Below are 24042 nucleotides of genomic sequence, written 5' to 3' on the forward strand. Positions count from 1 at the left end.
ATAAATTCTGCAGAACTAACACTAATTTTGTTAGAAAGAGGTGATCAGATGGAGAAAAAAATTGAAAACATCAAAGAAGAAATTAATAATTATTTAAATCAGTCAAAGAATATTCAAGAAGACTGGATCGAGGACAATCACCCGATAGATATTGCTGAAGCCTTATCTGAATTAGAAGCTTCAGAGATAAACAACTTTACTAAATTACTGGAAACTGAAGATCTTGCAGATATCTTTGAAGAATCTGAAAAAGAACTTCAGATTGATATTTTAAAATGCAAGACTTCACAAGAAATTATAGAGATTTTTTCTCATATGGCAGCTGATGATATAACTGATATATTAGGCTTACTGCCAATCCAGAAGCGAAAAGAATTACTGCGACATATGAAACAGGATGATGCTTTAGTAGTCAGAAACCTGCTGGGATATGATAAAGAGTCTGCTGGTGGAATTATGACCACTGAATATCTTCTTTTAAATAAAAATTTAACCACAACCGCAGCTTTGAAAAAGTTAAAAAATATTGCACCTGATACTGAAATAATTGACACCATTTTCATTTCAGATAATAACAAAAAACTGGTAGGTAGTGTTGATTTAAGAGATATTTTAAGTTCTGATGATGACAAAATTTTAGAAGAATTAATGGATGACAATATTGTTAAGGTTACAGCAGATGTGGACCAGGAAATTGTTGCCCAGCAGGTTGCAAAATATGACCTGACTGTAATTCCAGTAATTAATAATAGTGGAATTTTAATTGGAATTATCACAGTTGATGATATTATCGATGTTATTGAAGCAGAGAATACAGAGGATTTATATAAGATGCATGGTGTAGATGAAGAAGAAAGCTCTGATGCTACTTTAATGCAGTCTGTCAAGAGCAGGCTCCCCTGGATGTTTATTAATCTGGCGACAGCATTTTTGGCAACCTTTACTGTAGCTATTTTTGAAGATGTAATTTCTCAGGTAGTTGCTTTAGCAGCTGCAATGCCGATAGTTGCCGGCATGGGAGGGAATGCAGGCACCCAAACATTATCTATTGTTATTAGAGGAATTGCGCTGGGGGAAATAGATTTTAAGGATAATTGGAAGCTGCTATTTAAAGAGGCAATGGTTGGAATTATCAATGGAGCTTCTACCGGCTTAGTTACAGGACTTATTTTATATTTGATGTATGGTAATTATTATCTTGGGCTGATAATATTTTTAGCTATGATTTTAAATCTGCTGATTGCCGGTATGTTTGGATTTTTAATTCCACTCTCACTGCAGTCACTAGGGATTGATCCTGCTTTAGCATCAGCAATATTTTTAACAACAGTTACCGATGTTTTTGGATTTTTTGTCTTTTTGGGTTTAGCAAAAACTTTTCTTTTTTACTTAATATAAATTACTCTTGCTTAAGATAATTTATATTCACCCAAAATGTAAAAAGATGTAAAAAATAGAACAATATATCAATGTGCGAATATATTAAATATATAAACTTTCTTTTTTTAAAGAATATAGGAAGGATTTTATATATAAATCTTGAAATATTATTAGGGACAGACAAATAATATACAAAATGAGGTGCTATATTAAAAGTGGAAGACAAAACAATAACTAAGATACCATTTGGGCAATTGGGGATTATTGTCCATGAGAGCTGCAAGGAGTTAGGAAAAAAGGTTGATGATTTCATTGTTGAAAGAAGAAAAGAGGAATTTGCCAGCAGCTGTAGTGAATATCATCTAGAGGAAATTAAAGACTCCTATATTATTGATAACGAGATTATTCGTTTCGCTAATGGTGAGGCTAAAGGTCATTTGAAGGAAACAATCAGGGGAAAAGATATCTTCCTTTTAGCCGATATCGGAAATTATAGTGTAACTTATAATATGTTTGGAGTTGAAAACCGCATGAGTCCTGATGATCATTTTCAGGACATTAAACGTTTAATATCTGCTATTGCAGGTAAAGCTAGAAGAATACATATTATTATGCCGCTTTTATATGAAAGTCGTCAGGATAAGAGAAATAGTAGAGAATCTTTAGACTGTGCTATGGCTCTCCAGGAACTAGAAAATATGGGTGTTGAAAACATTTTCACCTTTGATGCACATGAAACAAGAGTTCAAAATGCTATTCCACAAACAGGTTTTGAAAGTCTTCATTCTACATACCAAATTATTAAGGCAATGAATAATTCAGAAGAAGAAATGCTTTTTCATAAAGATGAAATGCTTGTGATATCACCTGATACAGGTGCTATGGATAGAGCGATTTATTATGCAAGTGTTTTAGGACTTGACGTTGGTCTTTTCTATAAGCGAAGAGATTATAAGAAAATTGTAGACGGTAGAAACCCAATTATCCAGCACGAATATATGGGTGCAGATGTTGCAGGCAAGGATATTTTAATTGTTGATGATATGATAGCATCTGGCGGTTCAGTTTTTGATATCGCCAAAGAATTAAAAAGTAAAAACGCAAGAAATGTCTATGTAGCCGTTTCGTTTACTTTCTTTACTAATGGGATTGAAAAAATGAACGAGTATTACGAAAAGGGATATATCAAAAAATTGTTCTCCACCAATCTAACCTATGTTCCCCAGAAATTTAAAGATGCAGATTGGTTTGAGGAAGTTGATATGTCGAAGTTGATTTCACTGCTGATTGATACTGTAAATTACGATGATTCAGTAAGTCCAATTTTAGATGCTACAAATAAAATTAAAAGCATAATTGGTGAATAAAGATAAAAGCTCCCGGTTTAACCCGGGAGCTTTCTAATTTATTCCTCTACAAGTTCGTCAATTTTTCTTTCTCGAACGTTAACTACATCTAACTCTTTCCATTTGCCTGAGAAAAATCTCCAGAGTATTAAAATCGATCTTACACTAACATCAATTCCCATTGCAATCCAAAAACCATTTAAGCCGAGGCCCATTTTCAAACCTAAAAAATAACTAAAAACTAAGCGAACTCCCCAATTACCAATAATGGTAAAATACATAACCCATTTAGTATCACCAGCACCTTTTAAGGCACCTGCTAGAACCATAAACAAGCCTAAAAGTGGTTGAATTACAATAAATATTTTTAAAGCTGAAACTGCCATTTTTATTACATCAGGGTTGTCAGTATATAAATGTACAATTGGTTCGACAAAAATATACATTAAAATTGAAGCTAAGATCATTAGAACTAAGGTTAAAAGAGTAGACTGCTTTGAATATTTTTCTGCTAATTCTTTTTTCTTAGCTCCCAGACTTTGACCAACTAAGGTAGTTGCAGCCATCCCAAAACCAAAACCGGGCATAAAGGAGAGAGAAGATACATTCATTGTAACTGCATTAGCTGCTATCGTAGCAGTACCTAAACCGGCAACCATAGCTGTATAAATTATTTGACTGCTCTGACGGGCGAACTGCTCAACTGCAGCAGGAATACCGATCAGCAGGATATCTTTAATTATTTCGAAATCTATTTTAAATTCTATGAGCTCTAAATCTAACTTAATTCCTTTTTCACCTTTGATTAAAATTGATATTCCGATTAAAAAGCCAACAAACCTTCCCAGGCCGCTACCTAAAGCTGCTCCTGCAACCCCCATGGCTGGAAAAATACCAACACCAAAGATAAGGAGATAGTTAAATAGAACATTAACCACATTACTGATAAACATTATAAAAAGAGGTGTTTTCATATCTCCAATTCCCTGCAGTATAGCATTAATAACCATCATCGGTAATCCAAAAAGCATAGAGGCTAATACTATGTTTAAATATGTACTGCCGTTATTTAAGATAAATGGATTACTTTCTTCCATTAACATAGTCATTGCTGCCATCAGATCTTTTGAAAAAATGATACCAACTGTTCCAATAACTAAAGCAGCTAAAAAGCCAGTAAAAAGTGACTGCCACATTATATGATTTGCCTCATCTTTATTTCCAGCACCAATATAGTGGGCAACTAAAGCAGTCGAACCAATTGTTAGAGACATTAAAGTTCCAATCAGTACAAAAACAACTCTATTTCCAATATCAACAGAAGCAATTGCTGCAGCCCCTAATTGGCCAACCATAATTACATCTACTACACCAACAATACTCTGTAAAAACATCCTTAAAATAGCCGGCCAGGCAAGATGAAAAATATTTTTTCTAATTTCTTGATTATTTTTTGCTGCTGTTAATTCCGACAAAAAGATCACTCCTAAATTTATAATTTATAATATATAAATATTATATGATATAATAAATCTTTAGACAAGTTTAAAGCAAAGATGGAAAATTATAGTTTTTAGGAGTGATAATTTTTACTTTCTGCATATTTAGGACCTAAATAGGGCAGCAAAATAATTTGGGCAGTAATTAAATTAAGATTATCTTTCTGCTGTTCAACAGCTAAAACTAACAAAAAATGTTCTATAAAGCCATAACCAAAACAGCCAACTATTATACCAGCTATTATGATAAATAGGTTTAGAAAATACCATAAATACTTCGGCATTTTATATCTATACTTTTTGAACCATTTTTCTAAATTATAAATCCCCCAGAAAGAAGAGAGAGCTATATAGGCAAAAATTATGGCTGTAAAAAAAAGTGTTAGTATTGATAAAGAAAAGACTAAAGCAACAGCTATCCCGAGAAAAAAAGCAGCCAGGGCAGCAGCTGTTGCCTTTCTGCCTAAATTAATAAAATATTGATCCTGATTATAAAGCATAAGAATTTTACACCTCATCTATAATTTTTATATCCATTACTTTTATTATCTATTATTTTTTGGGTCTTCACTTAATTTTAAATGGTTTTCTTTTAACAATTGGTTTATAAATTGTCTGGCAGAGCGGCCTGAACGTCCATTATTCCATTTGCTCCACTTTAAAGCTTCAGTTTTTAATTTTTCCGATTCAATATCAATGCCCTCTTTTTTTGCTAATTCTTCCGTTATATTTATATATTGAGCTTGAGAGGGATTATTAAACATCAAAGTTAAGCCAAATCTTTCAGAAAGTGATAATTTTTCATTTAAAATATCATTTTCGTGGATTTCAGATTCACGATCCTGCCATTTTTCTCTAACTAGATGGCGGCGGTTACTTGTGGCATAAAAAAGGACATTATTGGGTTTTGATTCTACCCCACCTTCCATTACCGCTTTTAAATATTTATAATCAGTTTCAAATTCTTCAAAAGAGAGATCATCCATAAAGATAATAAAAAATAGCCCTCTTTTACTTAAAAAATCCAGTATATCTGGTAGTTCTTTAATTTGTGAGCTGTTGATTTCAATCAAACGTAATCCCTGATTATAAAATTTATTCAAAAGAGCTTTAACAGAAGATGATTTACCGGTACCACTGTCTCCATAAAGAAGGACATTATGGGCCTGATAACCATTTAAAAAGCTTTTTGTGTTTTCGATTAATTTTCGTTTTTCACTTTGATAAGAGATCAGATCTGAAAAGCCTATTGGATCCGGATTATTGATTATTTTTAAGTTTTTATTTTCCCAATAAAAAGCTTTACCCTCATTTAAGACACCAGTCCCATAATTTTGATAAAATTTAATTAAACTTTTTAAATTTTTTTGATCAGAACTATAATTAAACAATGATTTAAAACTTTCTAGTTTATCATCATTAACCTTTAATTTATCAGTTTTAAAATTGTCGAGATATGAAAAATTTTCAGATGATAATATTTCAGTTAAATCACTAAAAGAGAAAGAAAATAATTCAGCTATTATCCTTATATCATTTAAAGCAATTTGATAAATACTGCTGCCTGTATTTATTAATCTTTTTTCGGCTTCTAATGTGAAAATATTTTCTGCTCTGATTAGCTGTTTTTTTAAATAATTATGCCAGACATCTCCCTGCAGCCTTTCTTTAATAGAGCATTCAACTAATCTGTAAATTAAATCTCCAACTTCAATATTAGAAGGCTGTTTCTCATCAAGGTGTTTTTTTAAATTTAGAATTAAATCATTTTCTCTTATATTTTTAAAGAAAATGATTTTTTCAGTTTCTAAAACTGCTTTTTTAATATTATTGCTGCTCAATCTGATTCCTCCTCAATTTTCTAAATACTATCTTTTATTATAACAGACTCTTTATTAATTATACAAAAAGAACTAAAATTTCACATCGTGTAAAAAAATTTTGAGATTTATGAACCAGAATAATTCATCAACTTTTTACATTTTAGAACAAATATAATATAATTTAGTATGTAATAAAGAGTTTTTAAGAGATTTATAAGAACTTGCTAAGGAGGAAATTAAATGGACCAAAATCAAAATTTTATAGATAAATATTTTAATTTAAAAAATTCACTCCTTTATTTTTTATTATTTGTTTCAATATCAGCAGTTTCTCTTCATTATATAAATAAAATTTATGCTGAAGGAAGTAATTTAGATGTATTTTTTTCATTTCCTTCTAAAATCATTATTTCTATATTTGCTCTTTTATTTTTCTATTTTATTTTAGATGGTTTAAGGTTATATTGTGTTTTAAAAACACTGAAAGCAGATATTTCATACTGGAATGTTTATAAATTAGTTTTTATAAATATTTTCATTTCCAATATAACACCGCTGGCAACAGGGGGTGGTTTTGCTCAGGTATATTTTCTCCAGAAAAAAGGAGTTCCACTGGGTAAATCTTCGGCAGCTGTTTTAATTAGAACTTTATTATCAGCCACAATGCTTTTTCTATCTGTACCCTTTATTATTTTTAGAAATCAATCAATGCTTAATTTGCTGCCCGGAGACTATCTTTATATTTATTTAGCTGCTTTTTTAACTCTTTATTTTTTAGTCTTTTATTTATTGATTTTTAAACTCAGGTTAATTATGAAATATATCTATAAATTTTTCTATTTTCTCAAGTCTAAACACATACTAACTAAAAAAAGATTTAGAAAAACCATTATGTATATTTTTAGAAACCTTGAGCTTTTTTCTGAAGACCTAGCATTTTTTATCCAGGGGAATAAAATATTTGTTTTTTTATCTTTTCTGTTTACAACTTTATTTTTGCTGGCAGAGTTTTCATTTTCTTATTTAGTAGTTAGAGGCCTGGGTTATGATCTGGCTTTTTATAAGATTTTATCAATGCAGATTCTAGTTGTTTTTATTATGTACTTTGCTCCTACCCCGGGAGCAGCAGGAATTGCAGAAGGGGGATACTCACTATTATTTGCCAGATTTGTAGCAAAAAAAGATCTCTTTCCCCTATTGTTTTACTGGCGTTTTTTCAGCAAATACATTGGTATTTTTATTGGTGTTTTTGTTTTTTTCTATTTAATTATTAGGGGAGGCATTAAAGATGAAGAATAAGAGTAAAATATATTTAACTATTTTTATATTAATTATTTTAATTTTATTGACATATAAAATCTATGCCCCCTATACAATACAGGACTTTAATGCCGTAAATGTGAAAAATATGGATATAATTAAAGATAAGGTTCAGGCTGATAACTATACATTTGCAGTTGTTGGGAATATTGAGAATTCAATTTCTATTTTTGATAACAGGATTTTAGAACAGATTAATCAAGCTGATGTTGATTTTATAATCTCAACAGGAAATAATCTTCGTGATGGAGATGAAAGTAAGTATCGAGTTTTTTATCGAACATTAGAAAAAATGGAGCTGCCATTTTTAACAGCGATTGGACGCAGAGAAATTAAAGATGACGGCAACGAAAACTTCTACAAATATTTTGGCCCCTTTTATTATTCACTGCAGATTAATGATTCTTACTTTATCTTTTTAGATACTACTGAAAATACTAACTTAAACTGGCAGAAGCAGTGGTTGAGAAATGAACTTGAGGAAGCTGCAGCTTATGAGAAAAAATTTGTAATAATGAATAAAGCGCCGCTTAAAGTTGATGCAGAATACCTAATAACTGACAGTATAAAATATATTGATGAGCAAAAGTTAAGAGATTTTTATCAGGATATATTTGCAGAATATGAAATTGATGCTGTTTTTTCTTCCAATCTAGAAATCTTTCATCAGGAAAAAATCAAAGGTGTTGATTATTATATAACTGGTGGTGCTGGGGGGGAACTTATTTTTGACAATGATAAAAGCTTTTATCATCACCTTTTAGTTAATGTAAATCAAACTGGAATAAATGTTAGTGTAGAACGTTTAGAAAACAATCCAGGTTTCCCTTCAAAGTTATTAGTTAATATCTGGGTTGCAGTGCAGTCTTTCTTTTATGCTAATTATATAAATATTTTATTAGTGCTATCTATATTTTTAACAATATTTTATATAATTCATAGAGAAATTAATAAAGAAGTTAATTACTACCGTGATTTTGCCTATGCTGAAAACGAATATAAAAACAAAAACTTAAAAATTGCAATGTTCACTAATAATTATTTCCCAGTAATAGGTGGAGTCCCTATTTCAATTCAGCGTCTGTCTAAAGCACTGCGAAAAAGGGGACATCAGGTTAAGATCTTTGCTCCAGAATATAAGGATAAAAGCAAAACTGAAGATGAAGAAAATATTATCCGCTGTAATTCAATTTATTATTATGAAGAATCAGGCTTAGAATTTCCGGTTACAAATATTTATTCTCCGCAGATAAAAAAAGATTTTCAGGCCGAAAATTTTGACTTAGTTCATGCTCATCATCCTTTTTGGCTGGGGAACAAGGGAAGAAAATTAGCAGAAAAGTTTAATTTGCCGCTTGCTTTTACCTATCATACCCGACTTGAGAAATATGCACATTATGTTCCAAATATATTATTTATGCGTAAGTTTTTTGCTAATCGACTGTCTCATTTTCTAATAAAGAATTTTTCCAATAAAACAGATGCAGTCTTTGCTCCGACTGAGTCGACTAAAGAATATTTGCGTAATGTTGGAGTCAGCAGATATATTAAGGTGATGCCAACTGGAATTGACTTTGATAATTATCAGCAAACTGAAGATGAAATTGCTGAGCTCAGGCAGCAGCTAATTGGGAAATCTGAACACTTATTAATTTCAGTGTCTAGATTATCAAAGGAAAAAAATCTGTATTTTTTATTAGACGGAATTAAATATTTAAAAGAAAAGACAGAGCTGAATTTTAAGCTAATTATAATTGGGAGTGGGTCTGAAAAAGAAAATATTAAGAAGTTTATTAGTGATAATAACTTGGAGAATTATATTGAACTGCTGGGGGCGGTTGATTTTCGAGAAATGGCTAAATATTATCTGGCCTCAGATTTATTTGTATTTGCTTCAACTACTGAAACACAGGGAATGGTCTTACTGGAAGCAATGGCAGCAGAAAATCCGGTTGTTGCTGTTAAATCAAGTGGAATTGATGATGTTATTGAAGATGGAGTTAACGGCTATAAAACCGAAGAGGAGATTGAAAAGTGGAGCAGCAGAATAGAAGAGTTATTAATTAATAGACAAAAATACGATGAATTTTCTCAGAATGCATTTAAAACTGCAGAGAGTTATTCAATTGAAAAAATGGCAGTAGAAGCTGAAGAATTATACTATAAGATTATGCAGCTTAAAAAATACCAAAATGATTGAACAGCTGCTTTTTAAGTAAATTTATTAAGCTTTAAATGAAAAAATGGTGCTGGAAGCTGTTAAACTTCTGGCACCATTTTAGGTTTCAGTCTATCTTAAATTATTCAGCATTAAATCATTAAGTACTAATTTATTCAGTCAAACTGAAATTATTTATTCTATTTATTTAGATCTTGCAGCCTCAATATTAATTTTTGTTCCCTTAATATAATTATCTTTCATGATCTGTAATACCTCATGACCTTTTTCTCTGGGAACTTCTACAAAGGTAAAGTTATCGTAAATATCAATTGCTCCAATTAAACCACCGGGCATTCCTGTTTCACCAGCAATAGCGCCTACAATGTGGCGGGGAGAAACTCTATCTTTTTTACCGATATTGATAAATAATCTAACCATTCCTGGCTCAGCTCCTGTATCTCCAAAGCTCTGGCCTGAACTTTCAGCCTGATTATCATCATTATCTTCTCTTTCTATTGATTTTTTCATTAAAGCAGCTGCGATTTCGAGTGCTGAATACTGCTCGTCAATTAAGTCTTCAATTAACTCAATGTATTTACCTAAATCAGCAGAATCCATATAAGTACTTAAATCATCACTGAATTGTTCAAACTGAGCTGCTTCTATATCTGACTGAGAAGGAATCTCAGCTCTTTTAATTTTTGATTTTGTGTACTTTTGGATATCTCTTAATTTATAAATATCCTTACCAACTACAAAGTTGTGTGCTTCACCGCTTTTTCCTGCTCTACCTGTACGTCCAATTCTGTGTACATAGTAGTCAGTATCCTGAGGTAGATCATAGTTAAATACTGCTTCCACATCATCTACATCGATTCCACGGGCCGCTACATCTGTAGCTACAAGAACTTCGATAATTCCATTTCTGAATTTACCCATTACTCTATCACGCTGATTTTGATTTAAACCACCGTGAATTGCATCAGATAAATAACCGCGAGCCTGTAATTTAATATTCAGCTCGTCAACCATTTTTCTAGTGTTACAGAAGACAATTGAAAGTTCCGGACTGCTTAGGTCAATAATTCTGGTTAATGCTTTAAGTTTATCATGTCTTCTAATTTCATAATAATACTGATCAATAGAAGGAACAGTTAGATTTTCGTGAGCAACTCTTAAAAACTCTGAGTTTTTCTGATACTTTTTGCTTAATCTTTTAATTGATTTCGGTATAGTTGCAGAAAAGAAGAGAGTCTGTCTGTCTTCTGGAATATCTCTTAAAACAGTTTCAATATCATCAATAAAACCCATATCTAACATTACATCAGCTTCATCAAGAACAAAGTAATCTATATTATCAAGTTTTAATGTCCCTCGACGAATGTGGTCCATTACTCTACCGGGAGTACCAATTACAATTTGTACTCCTTTATTTAGAGCTTTGATCTGTCTGCCGATTGACTGACCACCATAAACAGGGAGGGTATAAATTCTTTTCTTATATTTTGCCAGGCGTTTTAGTTCCTCTGAAACCTGAATTGCAAGTTCTCTTGTAGGACAGAGTATTATTGCCTGAGGATTCTTGTTTTCAGCATCCATTTCTTCTAAAAGAGGGATTCCAAAGGCAGCAGTTTTACCTGTACCGGTCTGTGCCTGACCTACAATGTCTTTTCCATCAAGTACAGCCGGAATAGCATTTGTCTGAATTGGAGTTGTTTCCTCAAAACCCATTTCTTCAACTGCTTTTAAAATCTCATCTGATACGTTTAATTCATTAAATTTAATCTTTTGCAAATTAACTTCCACTTCCTTTTTTAATTATATTCTTATACTAAATCTACCAACCACGCATTTTCTTAACAAATAATACTGCAGCAGGTTGTCAAATTTATACTTATACGTAAAAAGCCCCGACTACAATTCATATAGTCAGGGCTTAGTTGCTATATTATCTATTAAGTTATTTAAATTAATTTTTTAGTCAGCTCTCTTAGTATAACTCAGGCTGTATTTAAAGTCAAATTTTTTGACAAATAAATGTTCACAGTTGTCATAAAAAGTTTTTGATTAAATCGAACAATTATGGTTAAATTAAAGCAGGATTTAAAGTTTTTAGAGAGTATTATATAAATAGATATCAAATTTTGGAGGGGTTTTAATGGCTTTTATTCAGTGCAACTTTTATTCAAATGTTTTGGGAATGTCTTCAACAATGAATGTAATAACTCCGGAGAATAGGGAAAATCAGACTAAGGCTCAAATTAGAACTGCTTCTTATCCGTACCCAGTTCTTTATTTATTACATGGCCTTTCTGATGACCATACGGCCTGGCAGAGAAAGACTTCAATTGAAAGATATGCAACTAAATATGGGCTGGCAGTTGTAATGCCTGCTGTCCACCGCAGTTTTTATACTGACATGAAGTTTGGAAATGACTACTTTACATTTATCAGCCAGGAGCTGCCTGAAGTGGTGGAAAAATTATTTCCTATTAGTAATAAAAGAGAAGGTACCTTTACAGCTGGTCTTTCGATGGGCGGCTATGGTGCTTTTAAACTTGCTCTCAGCAGGCCTGAAAAATTTGCTGCAGCTGCCAGTATTTCAGGAGTAGTTAATATAAATATTGTAAACAGTCCGGAAAATTTTGAAGAAAAGCAAAAATTAAAAAGAGAATTTGAATTAATATTTGGCAACTTAAAAAATATAAAAAATACAGAAAATGATCTTTTTCAGCTGCTGGCAAAATTGAAAAATAAAAAGGTTGAAATTCCAGCATTATATCAATGCTGTGGTAGAGATGATTTTCTCTATCAAAACAATCTCGAATTTAAAGCTTTTTGCCGCGAAAATAAAATTAAGCTTGAATATAATGAAGAAGAAAATGCAGCTCATGAATGGGATTATTGGGATCGGAAGATTTTAGATGTGATAAGATGGCTTCCTATTAAATAAATTAATAATAGAGTGACAATTTTTACTTTAAGAACATCGTTTGACAGACCAAACTCAGTTTGTTATTCTATTAAAGAAGCTAAGTTTGTGGGATAAAATTATCCCGCGTTATTATCAGACTCTAATCTCTGCTGATAATTTAAGGATACTAAAATTAAGCATAAGGTTTAGAATTTGTTCAATTCGGACATTTTCTAAACCTTTTTTTGTGCCAGCAAACTTTTAAAAAATAAAATAAAGAGGTGAAAACATTGAAAATAAAAGCAGAAAATCTCTATAAGATTTTCGATGGCAGAGGCCAGAAAGAAATTGAAATGCTCAAAGATGGAATGGGCAAAGATGATATTTTAGAAAAAACAGGGGCCACAGTTGGAATCAATGATGCCAGCTTTGAAGTAGAAGAAGGAGAAATTTTTGTAATCATGGGTCTTTCAGGAAGTGGTAAGTCAACACTGCTTAGAACTTTAAATAGACTTGTAGAACCAACAGCTGGGAAAATTGAAATTGATGGTACAAATATTATGGATTTAAATAAAGATGAGCTTAGAAAATTTAGAAAAGAAAAGTTTGGAATGGTTTTTCAAAACTTTGCTCTTTTCCCTTACAGAACAGTTTTAGAAAATGCTGAATTTGGACTGGAGATTCAGGGGATGGACAAAGATAAAAGAAGAGAAAAGGCCATGACAGCTTTAAAACAGGTTGGGCTGGAAGGATATGAAGATCAAAAACCTGATCAGCTTAGTGGTGGTATGCAGCAGCGAGTTGGTTTGGCACGTGCTTTAGCTGTTGATACAGATATCTTACTGATGGATGAACCATTTAGTGCTTTAGATCCACTAATCAAAAAAGATATGCAGGATAAACTCCTTGACCTTTATGAACATATAGATAAAACGATTGTTTTTATAACTCATGACCTGGATGAAGCACTCAAATTAGGTGACAGAATTGCAATTATGAAAGATGGTGAAATTGTTCAGGTTGGTAATCACGAAGAAATTTTGACAAATGCTGAAAATGATTATGTAGCAGAATTTGTACAGGATGTTAATCGATCACGTGTTTTAACAGCCGAAGATATTATGGATAATCCAAAAGCTGTCCTATATAAACAGGATGGCCTGAGAACTGCACTGCATAAAATGCGCCACAATGAACTGGGCAGTATTTTTGTGCTGGGAGAAAATAGGAAGTATAGAGGCATTGTTACAATTGAAGATGTAGTTGAATCACTAAATAATGATCAGGAAAGTTTAGAAGAAATCATTAAAGAAGTTCCTTTAGCAGAACCAGAAGAAAGTGTTAATGATCTTTTCTCTAAGATTGCAGATATTGATACACCTTTACCAGTTTTAGATGAAGATCAAAAGTTAAAAGGTGTAATTGTAAAAACTAATGTAGTAGCTAATTTAGCTTCAGAAAAAGTTTAAAAATAATCAATATAATATTTAAAACAAGTAAAAGGATTTAGTAAATTAATTAATAATATCTCTGGAGGGATATAAATGAATAACAAAAAATTAATTTCAACTTTATTAATTGTTTTATTAGGATTTGGACTATTTGCAGCAGTACCACAGGCTGCAGCTCAGGATGATACAGTTGATTTTGGTTATGTACAGTGGCCTGGAGTTACAATTAAAACTCATGTAGCAGCTAAAGTTGCTGAATACTTAGGTTATGAAACTAAAATGACAGCAGCCTCACAGGCAATAATCTTTAAAAGTTTAGAAACTGAAGATCTGGATGTCTTTTTAGGGAACTGGCTGCCGACTATGAAAATGCATTTTAATGAATATGAGGAAAAGGGAATAGTTCATAATGTAAGAGTTAATCTAGAAGATGTTGTTTATCAGACTGCAGTACCAGAATATGTATATGAAGCAGGAGTTAAATCTCTGGCTGATTTACAGGAACATGCTGAAAAGTTCAATAGTACAATTTATGGAATTGAGCCCGGTAATGATGGTAATATAATTATCCAAGATGCCATTGATAATAACACATATAACTTAGGTGACTGGACACTACAGGCTAGTTCTACTGCTGGAATGCTTTCTTCTGTTCAGAGAGCAGTTAACAATGAAGAATGGATTGCATTTAATGGCTGGAAACCCCATTATATGAACGTATTATTTGATCTAAAATATCTTTCTGATCCAGAAGGCATCTGGGGAGAAAACGATAGTGTTTACACTGTAGCCAGAAATGGTTATCAGGATGAAAATCCTAATTTCTACAAATTCTTAGAACAATTTAAAGTAACTGCTCCGATCCAGAATAAATGGATTGATGAATATCAAAATAAAGAACGTGATCCAGAAGTAGTTGCAGAAGAATGGATTGCAAATAATTTAGATGTTGTTAATCAGTGGGTATTTGGAGTAAAAACAACAGATGGTAGAATGGGTAGAAAAGCAATAGCTGAAATTGTAAGTAAATAGTAATATTTAAATGAAAAATAATTAATAATAAATACTAAATAAGATAAGATACTGGTGGCTTTAAACTTTGATGCCACCAGTAAAAATTTAATAAGGATGGTGATTATTATTAACAATATTCTTGAATTACTAACAACAAAAATTCCTCTGGGGAATTGGATAGAAAATTTAGTTGATTTTTTAATAAATAATTTTAGTGGACCTTTAAATGCTTTTTCTTCTTTAATAGAATCGATTGTGGGAGGAGTAGAAACAGTTCTCTCATTTCCACATCCACTTGTTTTTATTGCAATATTTGCTTTAATTGCCTGGAAGTTGAAGGGGAAAAAGATGGCAGCTTTTGTTGCACTGGGTTTGGCTCTAGTTTTAAATATTGAAATGTGGGATCCCTTAATTATAACACTGTCATCAATTATAACTTCTGTTTTGATAGCACTTGTAATTGGAATTCCAGTTGGTATTATCAAAGCACATAATAAAGCTGTAGATTTAATAACTCGTCCTATTTTGGACTTTATGCAGACAATTCCACCCTTTGTTTATTTGATCCCTGCATTAATGTTCTTTGGTTTAGGTAATGTCTCTGGAGTAATTGCAACTGTAGTTTTTGCAATTGCACCTCCAATAAGGTTAACTTATTTGGGAATCAAACAGGTAGATGAAGAGTTAGAGGAAGCAGGACATGCCTTTGGTGCTAACTGGTGGCAGATTTTATTCAAAATTGAACTACCAGGAGCTATGCCTTCAATCATGATGGGAATTAATCAGTGTATTATGCTCTCACTATCAATGGTTGTAATTGCAGCTATGATTGGTGCAGGTGGACTCGGTAAACCAGTACTTCGTTCCTTAAACACGGTTGATATCGGCTTAGGATTTGAAGCCGGTCTGGGTGTAGTAATTATAGCAATGGTGCTTGATAGAATGTTTGGTAGAGATTCTTAAAGTAAATATAGAAAAGAAAAGCCCCGCCAGGATTATTTAAAATCTAAGCGGGGTTTATTATTATGAATATAATTTTTAATAGGATAAATAAGTTTGAAATCTAAATTAAACTACACCCTGATCAAGCATTGCATTGGCAACTTTTAAGAAACCAGCAATATTAGCGCCAGCCACTAAATCACCTTCCATGCCATATTCTGCAGCAACTTTACTTGCATCTTTGTAAATGCCGACCATGATTTTTTGGAGCTCCTGATCAACCTTATCAAATGTCCATTCATCAAACATTGCATTTTGAGTCATTTCGATTGCAGATGTTGCAACTCCACCAGCATTAGCAGCTTTGCCAGGAATATAAAATACTTCCTTATCTTTAACAATTTTAATTGCCTCTGGAGTTAGCGGCATATTAGCACCTTCACCAATAGCAATTACTCCATTATCAACTAATGTCTGGACATCTTCTGCATCCATTTCATTCTGGGTTGCACAGGGAAGAGCAATGTCACATTCAATAGACCAGATATCTGTACAGTTATCACAGTATTCTGCTTCAGGATATTCGTCTAAATATTCTTTAATTCTACCCCGTCTTTCTTCCTTGATTTCTTTTACTAACTCTAAATCAATTCCGTTTTCATCATATAAATAACCGGAAGAATCACTCATTGCAACAACTTTTGCTCCCAACTGGGTAACTTTTTCATTAGCATAAATTGCTACATTACCAGAACCTGAGATAACAACCTTTTTATCATTTAAAGATACCTTATGATCTTTCAGCATTTCTTCTAGTATGTAAACCAGACCATAGCCTGTTGCCTCAGTCCGAACCAGACTTCCACCCCAGTCAAGACCTTTACCTGTTAAAACACCAGCTTCATATCTATTTTTGATTCTCTTGTACTGACCAAAAAGATAACCAATTTCTCTACCACCAACACCGATATCTCCTGCAGGTACATCAGTTTTATCACCAATATGACGTGACAATTCTGTCATGAAACTCTGGCAGAAGCGCATAACTTCCTGATCAGATTTACCCTTAGGATCAAAATCACTACCACCTTTACCTCCACCAATAGGACGTCCGGTTAGTGCATTTTTAAAGATTTGTTCAAAACCTAAAAATTTAACAATCCCTGCATAAACTGAAGGATGGAATCTTAATCCACCTTTATAGGGACCTAAAGCTGAGTTATATTCTATTCTGAAACCACGATTAACATGTGTTTTACCCTGATCATCTACCCAGGGAACGCGAAAAATAATCTGTCTTTCTGGTTCAACAATTCTTTCTAAAATACCATTTTCCTCAAACTCTGGATGTTTTTCAAATACCGGATCTAAAGATTCTAAAACTTCTTCTACAGCCTGATGAAATTCTGCTTCACCAGGATTTCTTTCAACTACCTGTTCCATAACCTTTTCAGTATAACTATTCAAACTTCTCACTCCTCAATAAATATTTTCGATTGAACTATACAAATTAATATTAATATATATTTCTTTTAAAATCAATTATAAAAGCTATTTTTTCCATTGTATACAAGGATAATTGCATATAATGCCATTTAATCCAGACACCTATTTTGATAATTTAGCTTAAAAAAGCCGCTTAATTCTTGACAAGCTTTCTACTATTATATATACTTAAACAAAGTTCAAATAGAATAAATTTTAATAGGAAAATGCCTCATCAATCAGATGGGGTAGAGGCGCGAATTTAGATCAGTATTTTTCAATTAGGCTTAAACCGCTTTTGTTAAAAAAAGGCTAATTCGCCGAAGTATTCAGTCAGGGTTTAATGACTGTCTGCTGGGTCTGTATAAAATATGTGCAGAACTGTCATTAACAGCTTTATCCAGGCTGTTGATGTTGAGCTATCTCGAATGATGGAAGAGGTGATTTCTCTGATTAAGTATTTAACTCAGCGATTTCGCTGAGTTTTTGTTATATACCTATATATTTTTCTTTTATCACTAAATTATGATAGAATAAATGTAGTAAAAAAATATAAAAATGGAGTAGATTTATGAAAAAAATAACTATTGCCGAGAATAAAATTAGAGAGACAGTTGAAGAATTTGGAACCCCTTTTCATATCTATGATGAACAGGTTATTGTAGATCGCTTAAATACTTTAATTTCTTCCTTTGATTGGATTGATTTTAAAGAATATTTTGCTATTAAAGCTAATCCAAATCCTCATATTTTAAAGATTATGAAGGAAAATAGCTGTGGAGTTGATGCAGCAACTGTGACTGAAATTAAACTGGCTGAGGAAGTTGGTTTTAGTGGTGAGGATATTATGTTTACTTCTAACCTAACAACATTAGAAGCCTATCAATATGCAGTTGATAGAGGAGCCATCATTAATATTGATTATGCTCCTGATATTTATGAGCTTTTTGAAAATGGAATTATTCCGGAAAATATCTGCTTTAGATTAAATCCTGGTTCAATTGAAAATGAAATCATGGGTGATTCAAAGGAATCAAAATTTGGCTCAACAGCTGAACAGATCAGAGATGCAGTAGCTTTTTTAAAAGAAAATAAGATTAGCTCAATCGGTCTGCACACTATGGTTGTCTCTAACGAAAATGATCCTCAAATTTTTGGAGAATATACTGAAATGCTCTTTGAATTTGCCAGAAAAATAATTTCAGACTATGGTGTAGAAATTGATTTTATTAATATTGGGGGAGGCATTGGAATTCCCTATGAAAAAGAGCAAATTGTCGATGTTCAGGCAATTGCCCGAGAAGTTAAATCATCATATGATAAGATTCTTAAAGAAAACGGACTTGAGCCCAAGATTTTTATGGAATCCGGACGTTATATTACCGGTGAGTCTGGCTATTTGGTCACAAAAGTTATTAAGGAAAAAGAAACATATAAAAAATATCTGGGGGTAGATGCTTCAATGTCAGATCTAATGAGACCTGCAATGTATAGAAGTTACCACCACTTAACAAATATTGATGCAGAGGCGCGGGGAGAAAGCGAATTCGAAATTTATGATGTAATTGGCTCACTCTGTGAAAACAACGATAAATTTGCTATTGACCGCAAACTACCTAAAAGTAAATTGGGAGATTTATTAGTTATTCACGATACAGGTGCTCATGGTCACGCGATGGGCTTTAATTATAATGGAATGCTGAGAAATGGAGAATTTTTATATACTGTTGATGGGGAAGTAAAACAGATTAGAAGAGATGAGAGTTTTGAAGATTATACAACTACTATTATAGGGGGCTATTAATATGTTTAAAGGTGTAGGTACAGCATTGATCACTCCATTTAAGGATAATGGAGAGGTTGATTATGATTTATTTGAAAAGCTTTTAGATTATCAATTAGAAAACGAGGTTGATGCACTTGTTGTACTGGGGACTACAGGTGAATCTCCTACAGTTCATTTAGGAGAAAGAGAAAAATTAACAAAAATGGCAGTTGCCAAAGCTGATGGTGAAGTTCCAGTAATTGTTGGAACAGGAACCAATGATACTGTGAAAGTTATTGAGATGAATAAACTGGCTGAAGAAAATGGTGCTGATGGAGCTTTAATTGTAACTCCATATTATAATAAAACTAGTCAGGCAGGTTTGGTTGACCACTTTACCCATATTGCAAGAGAAACTGAGCTGCCGATCATTGCTTATAATGTTCCGTCCAGAACCGGAGTTAATATCGAGCCGGAAACTTTTAAGAAAATGGCTGAAATGGAAAACAACATTGTTGCTATCAAAGAAGCAAGTGGAGACATGAGTCAGATTTTAAATGTAATAGAAATTGCTGGTGATGAAAAAACTATTCTTTCCGGAAACGATGATCAGACATTACCCTTAATGATGTCTGGAGGTCAGGGAGTTATTTCAGTATTTTCTAATTTAATGCCGGGAGTGATGAAAAAAATTACTTCTCACATTTTGGCTGAAGAATATCAGGCAGCCAGAGACTTACACTATAAATATCTTAAATTAATGCGGTTAATTTTTATTGATGTAAATCCAATTCCAATTAAATTTGCAATGCAGCAGATCGGTTTGTCAAACAATAACTTAAGACGTCCTTTAATTAATCTGAGTCAGAAAGATCAGGAGCTAATTTTAAATGAAATGAAGGAGCTTGATATTGTATGAAATATGGAATCATAGGCTATTCCGGCCGGATGGGTCAGGCCATAGAAGACTTGTTTTCTGATGCCGGTCACGAGCTGGTCTATCAAAAGGATGAAAATGGTGAAAAGGAAATAGAAAAACCGGAAGTGATTATTGACTTTTCTTTAAAAGAGGCTTTTGCTGATACCATCCGAGTAATTGAGGAAAAAAAGGTGCCTTTAGTAATTGGAACTACAGGTTTAGATGAAGACGATTTTGCTGAATTAGATAGGTTGGCAGCAGAGGTACCGGTGATTCAGAGTTTTAATTTTTCAATTGGTATCAATATTCTGTCTGAATTGCTCAAAAAGGTTAATCAGTATGTTGACCAGGACTGGGATATCGAAATTTCTGAAACTCACCACCGTTTTAAAAAAGACAAACCTTCTGGAACAGCAATTATGCTGGGAGATTTAATCGATAGAGATAATTTAGAAATGCACTCTAAAAGGCTTGGATCAGAATTTGGAGAGCACGAAGTTGATTTTGCCAGCACAGGTGAAGTGCTTACTTTGAAACACAGAGCCTACTCTAGGGAGGCTTTTACACAGGGAGTGCTTTTGAGTGCTGAAAAAATTCTAGAACTGGATGCTGGATTTTACAGCTTTTCTGAAATTTTAAAATAAGAATTAAAATTTAACTCCAAATCTCATTCAAGATATACTAAGATTCATTAAAGTTAATAAATAAGATTTCCTTCCCGATCAGCACCTCCTGTACTGCGGGTCAGCTGAAAACATCGTGTTCTCAGAGCTTATTTATTAACATAATTCATCAAGTTTTTCTTAAAAAAGAGATAATTCATTTCATTTTAATTCTTATTTTTGACGGCTACTTGTATTTTTAATTAAAATTCTTATTTTAACTAATAAATCAAAAATATATTTAATATATTATAACTGGAGGCAAAAAAATGAATTCTTACGATTTAATTGATTATATTTCTAATTCGACTAAGAAAACACCTGTTAAGTTCTATCTTAAAGGTGAGGATTTAAAAGATGTTTTAAGTACTTACGAATATTATGGAGATGACAGCTCTGGAGTTGTTTTCTGTGAGCTGAAAGAGGCAGAAGCTTTAAAGGAAGAGCTGGGAGACAAATTAATTCAGTCCAGAATTGAAATGGATAGATTGAATTCTGCTATTCCACTAGCTGATTACAGCCAGTACAACTGCCGCATTGAGCCTGGTGTACATATCAGAGATCAGGTTGAAATCGGTGATGGCTGTGTCTTAATGATGGGGGCTGTGATCAATATCGGTGCTAAGATTGGTGCTAATACAATGATCGACATGAATACAGTGCTGGGAGGTCGAGCAACTGTTGGTGATAACTGCCACATCGGTGCTGGAACTGTGCTGGCTGGAGTTATTGAACCACCTAGTGCTGACCCAGTTGTTGTAGAAGATAATGTTTTAATTGGTGCTAATGCCGTTGTTTTAGAGGGAGTTAAAATTGGAGAAGGTGCTGTTATTGCAGCTGGTTCAATTGTAATCGATGATGTGCCTGCAGGTACTGTTTATGCCGGTGCTCCTGCTAAAAAGATTAAAGATGTGGATGATCAGACAAAACAGAAGACTGAGGTAATGGCCAGTTTACGTCAGCTTTAAATTTTAAAAATTAGATTGAGATTTTATTTAAAATCAATCAAAATTTATTTATGAAAATTAAAAAGTATAAATTCTAAGCTGGCTGGATTTTATTCTAGCCAGCTTTTAAATAGGTAGGTAAATAAATTTTCCCAAATATTTTATAAAGGATGTATTAAAATGCGTTATTTAGAACTATATAATAGTTATGATTTTACAATTGAGAAGGCAGAAGGAGTATATATCTATGACCAGGAGGGTAATAAATATTTTGATACCTTTTCTGGGATAGGGGTGCTGGCCCTGGGCCACAGCCACCCTGAAGTAGTTAATGCAATAAGTGATAAACTGCATAAATATGCACATACATCTAATTATTTTTTAGACCAGGATACAGAAAGAGTAGCCGAGTTAATTAGTGATCCTGATGATAAAGTCTTTTTTGTTAATTCTGGAACCGAGGCAACTGAACTTGCTTTAAAGATAATTAAGAAGAAAATTGGAGAAGCTAAAATATTATTTTTCAGCAATTCTTTTCACGGTAGAAGTCTGGGTGCACTTTCAGTCAATGGTTTTCCCGGAATCAGAGACCAGTTCAAACCACTTTTAGCAGGCACAGTAGAAGCTGAATTTAATGATGCAGCAAGTTTAAAGGAAACTGCAGCCAATAATCCAGATATTGAAGCAGTATTTTTTGAGCCGCTGCAGGGTTCAGGTGGTGTACAGCCAGCATCAGCGGACTTTGTAGCTGAATTAAATAGGCAGATTGAAGAAAATGGTTGGATTCTAGCATCTGATGAAGTTCAGGCAGGACTATATAGAACTACCAAAAGATATTCCTTCGAGCATTTTGATTTAAAACCTGATTTAATTACTGTTGCCAAAGCACTTGGTGGAGGTCTTCCTTTAGGCGCAGTAATTATGAGAGGAGAAATGACCAAAGTTTTAGAGCCGGGTGATCACGGTTCAACCTTTGCTCCTAATCCTCTTGCTCTAAGGGGAGCAAAAATAGTTTTAGAAAAGCTTGAGAATATGCAGGAGACAATTGCAGAAAGAGGAGAATATTTTTTAAAGAAATTAAAAGGACTTAAATCTGATGAGATAAAAGATGTTAGAGGAATTGGTTTAATGCTGGGGATTGAATTAAAAGAAGAAATCCCTGATCTAAGGGACAAGGCCCAGGCAGAAGGAGTTCTTTTGAATATTGTTAAAGGCAGAGTTATTCGCTTTTTACCGGCTCTTAATATTACGAAAGCAGAAATTGATGAACTGGTAGATAAATTAGAAAAGATAATTTAAAGATAAATTTCATATTACAATGTAATGAAACCGGGACCTGAAAATTTATTTCAGATGCCCGGTTTTTTCATGTCAGAAACTTTCAGTTTTTGAACTTAATTTAAAAATCAGGCATCTCGTCAATTGCATTTTTCTTTTCCTCAGTATCAACATGGGTATAAATCTGAGTTGTAGAGAGATTTGCATGTCCTAATAGATCCTGCAGCACCTTGATATCCTTAGTCTGACGATAAAGAGTAGAGGCAAAGGTATGTCGGAGTTTGTGAGGGGTAATTTTTTCAGCCCTGCTCAAACCTGCTTTTTTGGCATATTTTTTCACAAATAACTGAATAGTTCGCGGGCTAATTCTCCTGCCGTGCCGGGAAATAAAGACTGCCTGCCTGGCATCATTAGCTTTAATTTTAATTGAATTCCTTTCCCGCATATAACGTCTGATTGCTAAAAGAACATCTTGATGCAGCGGCACATAGCGTTCCTTTTTACCCTTCCCGTAAAACTTGATTGACCCATCTTCAAAATCGATATTATCAAAGTCAAGATTTACGAGCTCCGAAATGCGGAGGCCGGCATAGAGAAAGAGCTTAACAATTGCCAGATCACGAAGTCGGTTGATACCACCATGCTCATCAATGGCCTGAATAAATTTCTGTGCTTCTTTAAGTTTTAAATATATCGGCTCCAGTCGGGTATCAGTTTTACTGCTTTCTATTGCCTCTGCTGGATTTTTGTTTACAATTCCATAATGAAGGAGATATTTATAAAATGACCGAACAGCAAAGAGCTTTCTGTTTCTAGTTACTGCCTTATTATCATTAATAATCACTGCATCAGCCAAAAATTCTGAGATGTCAAGCCTATCAACCTCATCCGGTTTAAAACCTTTCTTAAAATCCAGTTCTTCTCTGAGATATCTATGTAATTGATGCAGATCACTGTCATATTCCTTAATTGTAAGTTCAGAATAGCCTTTTTCCACATCAAGATATTTTTTAAATTTATTTAAAGCCTGCAAAAAATCAAGTTGAGAAATTTGAACCACTTCCTTTCGTCTTCAGTACCTATATCTATTATACCCTTACATTATTTATTCAATTAAAAACCTTAAAATCCTCTAT

Annotated in this window: 19 protein-coding genes and 1 riboswitch; of the genes, 13 read left to right on the forward strand and 6 right to left on the reverse strand. The window is 33.0% G+C overall.

Annotated features, from left to right (window positions below):
- The first annotated feature begins 48 nt into the window (after positions 1 to 48).
- Both mgtE and ACZ446_RS06755 read left to right on the forward strand, forming a co-directional pair.
- Positions 49 to 1398: a magnesium transporter gene (gene mgtE, locus ACZ446_RS06750; RefSeq protein WP_464394348.1), complete on the forward strand. Its 1350-nt coding sequence runs from the start codon at positions 49 to 51 to the stop codon at positions 1396 to 1398.
- A 197-nt stretch (positions 1399 to 1595) separates the two neighbouring features.
- Entirely contained in the window at positions 1596 to 2747 is a 1152-nt protein-coding gene (locus tag ACZ446_RS06755; protein ID WP_464394349.1) for a ribose-phosphate pyrophosphokinase, read from the forward strand.
- Between the two features lie 38 nt (positions 2748 to 2785).
- Here the strand turns inward: ACZ446_RS06755 and ACZ446_RS06760 are convergent, their stop codons facing one another.
- From ACZ446_RS06760 to ACZ446_RS06770, 3 genes are all read right to left on the reverse strand, one after another.
- Complete coding sequence (locus ACZ446_RS06760; RefSeq protein ID WP_464394350.1) at positions 2786 to 4201, reverse strand: MATE family efflux transporter; 1416 nt, start codon at positions 4199 to 4201, stop codon at positions 2786 to 2788.
- Between the two features lie 98 nt (positions 4202 to 4299).
- A complete protein-coding gene (locus ACZ446_RS06765; RefSeq protein WP_464394351.1) occupies positions 4300 to 4725 on the reverse strand; it encodes a hypothetical protein in 426 nt (141 codons plus the stop codon).
- Positions 4726 to 4770: 45 nt separating this feature from the next.
- Positions 4771 to 6066 carry an ATP-binding protein gene (locus ACZ446_RS06770; protein ID WP_464394352.1) on the reverse strand — a complete coding sequence of 432 codons (1296 nt, stop codon included), beginning with the start codon at positions 6064 to 6066 and terminating at the stop codon, positions 4771 to 4773.
- 222 nt (positions 6067 to 6288) lie between these two features.
- Here ACZ446_RS06770 and ACZ446_RS06775 point away from each other — a divergent pair, with 222 nt between their 5' ends.
- Together ACZ446_RS06775 and ACZ446_RS06780 are read left to right on the forward strand one after the other, a co-directional pair.
- Positions 6289 to 7347, forward strand: coding sequence for a lysylphosphatidylglycerol synthase transmembrane domain-containing protein (locus ACZ446_RS06775; protein ID WP_464394353.1), 1059 nt, complete (start codon positions 6289 to 6291; stop codon positions 7345 to 7347).
- Entirely contained in the window at positions 7337 to 9568 is a 2232-nt protein-coding gene (locus tag ACZ446_RS06780; protein ID WP_464394354.1) for a glycosyltransferase, read from the forward strand. Before ACZ446_RS06775 ends, ACZ446_RS06780 begins: the two co-directional genes overlap by 11 nt.
- Positions 9569 to 9730: 162 nt before the next feature.
- Here the strand turns inward: ACZ446_RS06780 and ACZ446_RS06785 are convergent, their stop codons facing one another.
- Entirely contained in the window at positions 9731 to 11323 is a 1593-nt protein-coding gene (locus ACZ446_RS06785) for a DEAD/DEAH box helicase (protein WP_464394355.1), read from the reverse strand.
- A 364-nt stretch (positions 11324 to 11687) separates the two neighbouring features.
- Here ACZ446_RS06785 and ACZ446_RS06790 point away from each other — a divergent pair, with 364 nt between their 5' ends.
- The 4 genes from ACZ446_RS06790 (at position 11688) to ACZ446_RS06805 (ending at position 15871) form a co-directional block, all read left to right on the forward strand.
- Positions 11688 to 12482, forward strand: a complete 795-nt coding sequence (locus tag ACZ446_RS06790) for an alpha/beta hydrolase (protein ID WP_464394356.1) — start codon at positions 11688 to 11690, stop codon at positions 12480 to 12482.
- A gap of 251 nt (positions 12483 to 12733) precedes the next feature.
- Positions 12734 to 13912, forward strand: a complete 1179-nt coding sequence (locus ACZ446_RS06795; protein ID WP_464394357.1) for a quaternary amine ABC transporter ATP-binding protein — start codon at positions 12734 to 12736, stop codon at positions 13910 to 13912.
- Between the two features lie 75 nt (positions 13913 to 13987).
- Entirely contained in the window at positions 13988 to 14926 is a 939-nt protein-coding gene (locus ACZ446_RS06800; RefSeq protein WP_464394358.1) for an ABC transporter substrate-binding protein, read from the forward strand.
- A gap of 96 nt (positions 14927 to 15022) precedes the next feature.
- On the forward strand, positions 15023 to 15871 hold the full coding sequence (locus tag ACZ446_RS06805) for an ABC transporter permease (protein WP_464394379.1): 849 nt from the start codon (positions 15023 to 15025) through the stop codon (positions 15869 to 15871).
- Between the two features lie 105 nt (positions 15872 to 15976).
- Here the strand turns inward: ACZ446_RS06805 and gdhA are convergent, their stop codons facing one another.
- A complete protein-coding gene (gene gdhA / locus ACZ446_RS06810) occupies positions 15977 to 17293 on the reverse strand; it encodes an NADP-specific glutamate dehydrogenase (RefSeq protein ID WP_464394380.1) in 1317 nt (438 codons plus the stop codon).
- A gap of 283 nt (positions 17294 to 17576) precedes the next feature.
- A riboswitch (Lysine riboswitch) is annotated at positions 17577 to 17765 on the forward strand.
- A 141-nt stretch (positions 17766 to 17906) separates the two neighbouring features.
- On the opposite strand from gdhA, the gene ACZ446_RS06815 reads away from it, so the two are divergent.
- The 5 genes from ACZ446_RS06815 to ACZ446_RS06835 all read left to right on the forward strand — a co-directional run bounded on the left by ACZ446_RS06815 (position 17907) and on the right by ACZ446_RS06835 (position 22927).
- Entirely contained in the window at positions 17907 to 19139 is a 1233-nt protein-coding gene (locus ACZ446_RS06815; protein WP_464391839.1) for a diaminopimelate decarboxylase family protein, read from the forward strand.
- Between the two features lies 1 nt (position 19140).
- Positions 19141 to 20019 (forward strand): 4-hydroxy-tetrahydrodipicolinate synthase, encoded by an 879-nt coding sequence (gene dapA / locus ACZ446_RS06820; RefSeq protein WP_464391840.1) that lies wholly within the window; start codon positions 19141 to 19143, stop codon positions 20017 to 20019.
- Positions 20016 to 20663, forward strand: coding sequence for a 4-hydroxy-tetrahydrodipicolinate reductase (locus tag ACZ446_RS06825; protein WP_464391841.1), 648 nt, complete (start codon positions 20016 to 20018; stop codon positions 20661 to 20663). Before dapA ends, ACZ446_RS06825 begins: the two co-directional genes overlap by 4 nt.
- A gap of 287 nt (positions 20664 to 20950) precedes the next feature.
- Complete coding sequence (dapD, locus tag ACZ446_RS06830; RefSeq protein ID WP_464391842.1) at positions 20951 to 21649, forward strand: 2,3,4,5-tetrahydropyridine-2,6-dicarboxylate N-acetyltransferase; 699 nt, start codon at positions 20951 to 20953, stop codon at positions 21647 to 21649.
- 159 nt (positions 21650 to 21808) lie between these two features.
- Positions 21809 to 22927 carry an aspartate aminotransferase family protein gene (locus ACZ446_RS06835; protein WP_464391843.1) on the forward strand — a complete coding sequence of 373 codons (1119 nt, stop codon included), beginning with the start codon at positions 21809 to 21811 and terminating at the stop codon, positions 22925 to 22927.
- 100 nt (positions 22928 to 23027) lie between these two features.
- Here the strand turns inward: ACZ446_RS06835 and xerA are convergent, their stop codons facing one another.
- The gene (gene xerA, locus ACZ446_RS06840; RefSeq protein ID WP_464391844.1) at positions 23028 to 23966 is read right to left on the reverse strand and encodes a site-specific tyrosine recombinase/integron integrase; all 939 of its coding nucleotides are present in this window, start codon (positions 23964 to 23966) and stop codon (positions 23028 to 23030) included.
- Positions 23967 to 24042: the final 76 nt, after the last annotated feature.

It is taken from the genome of Halanaerobium sehlinense, assembly GCF_055379485.1.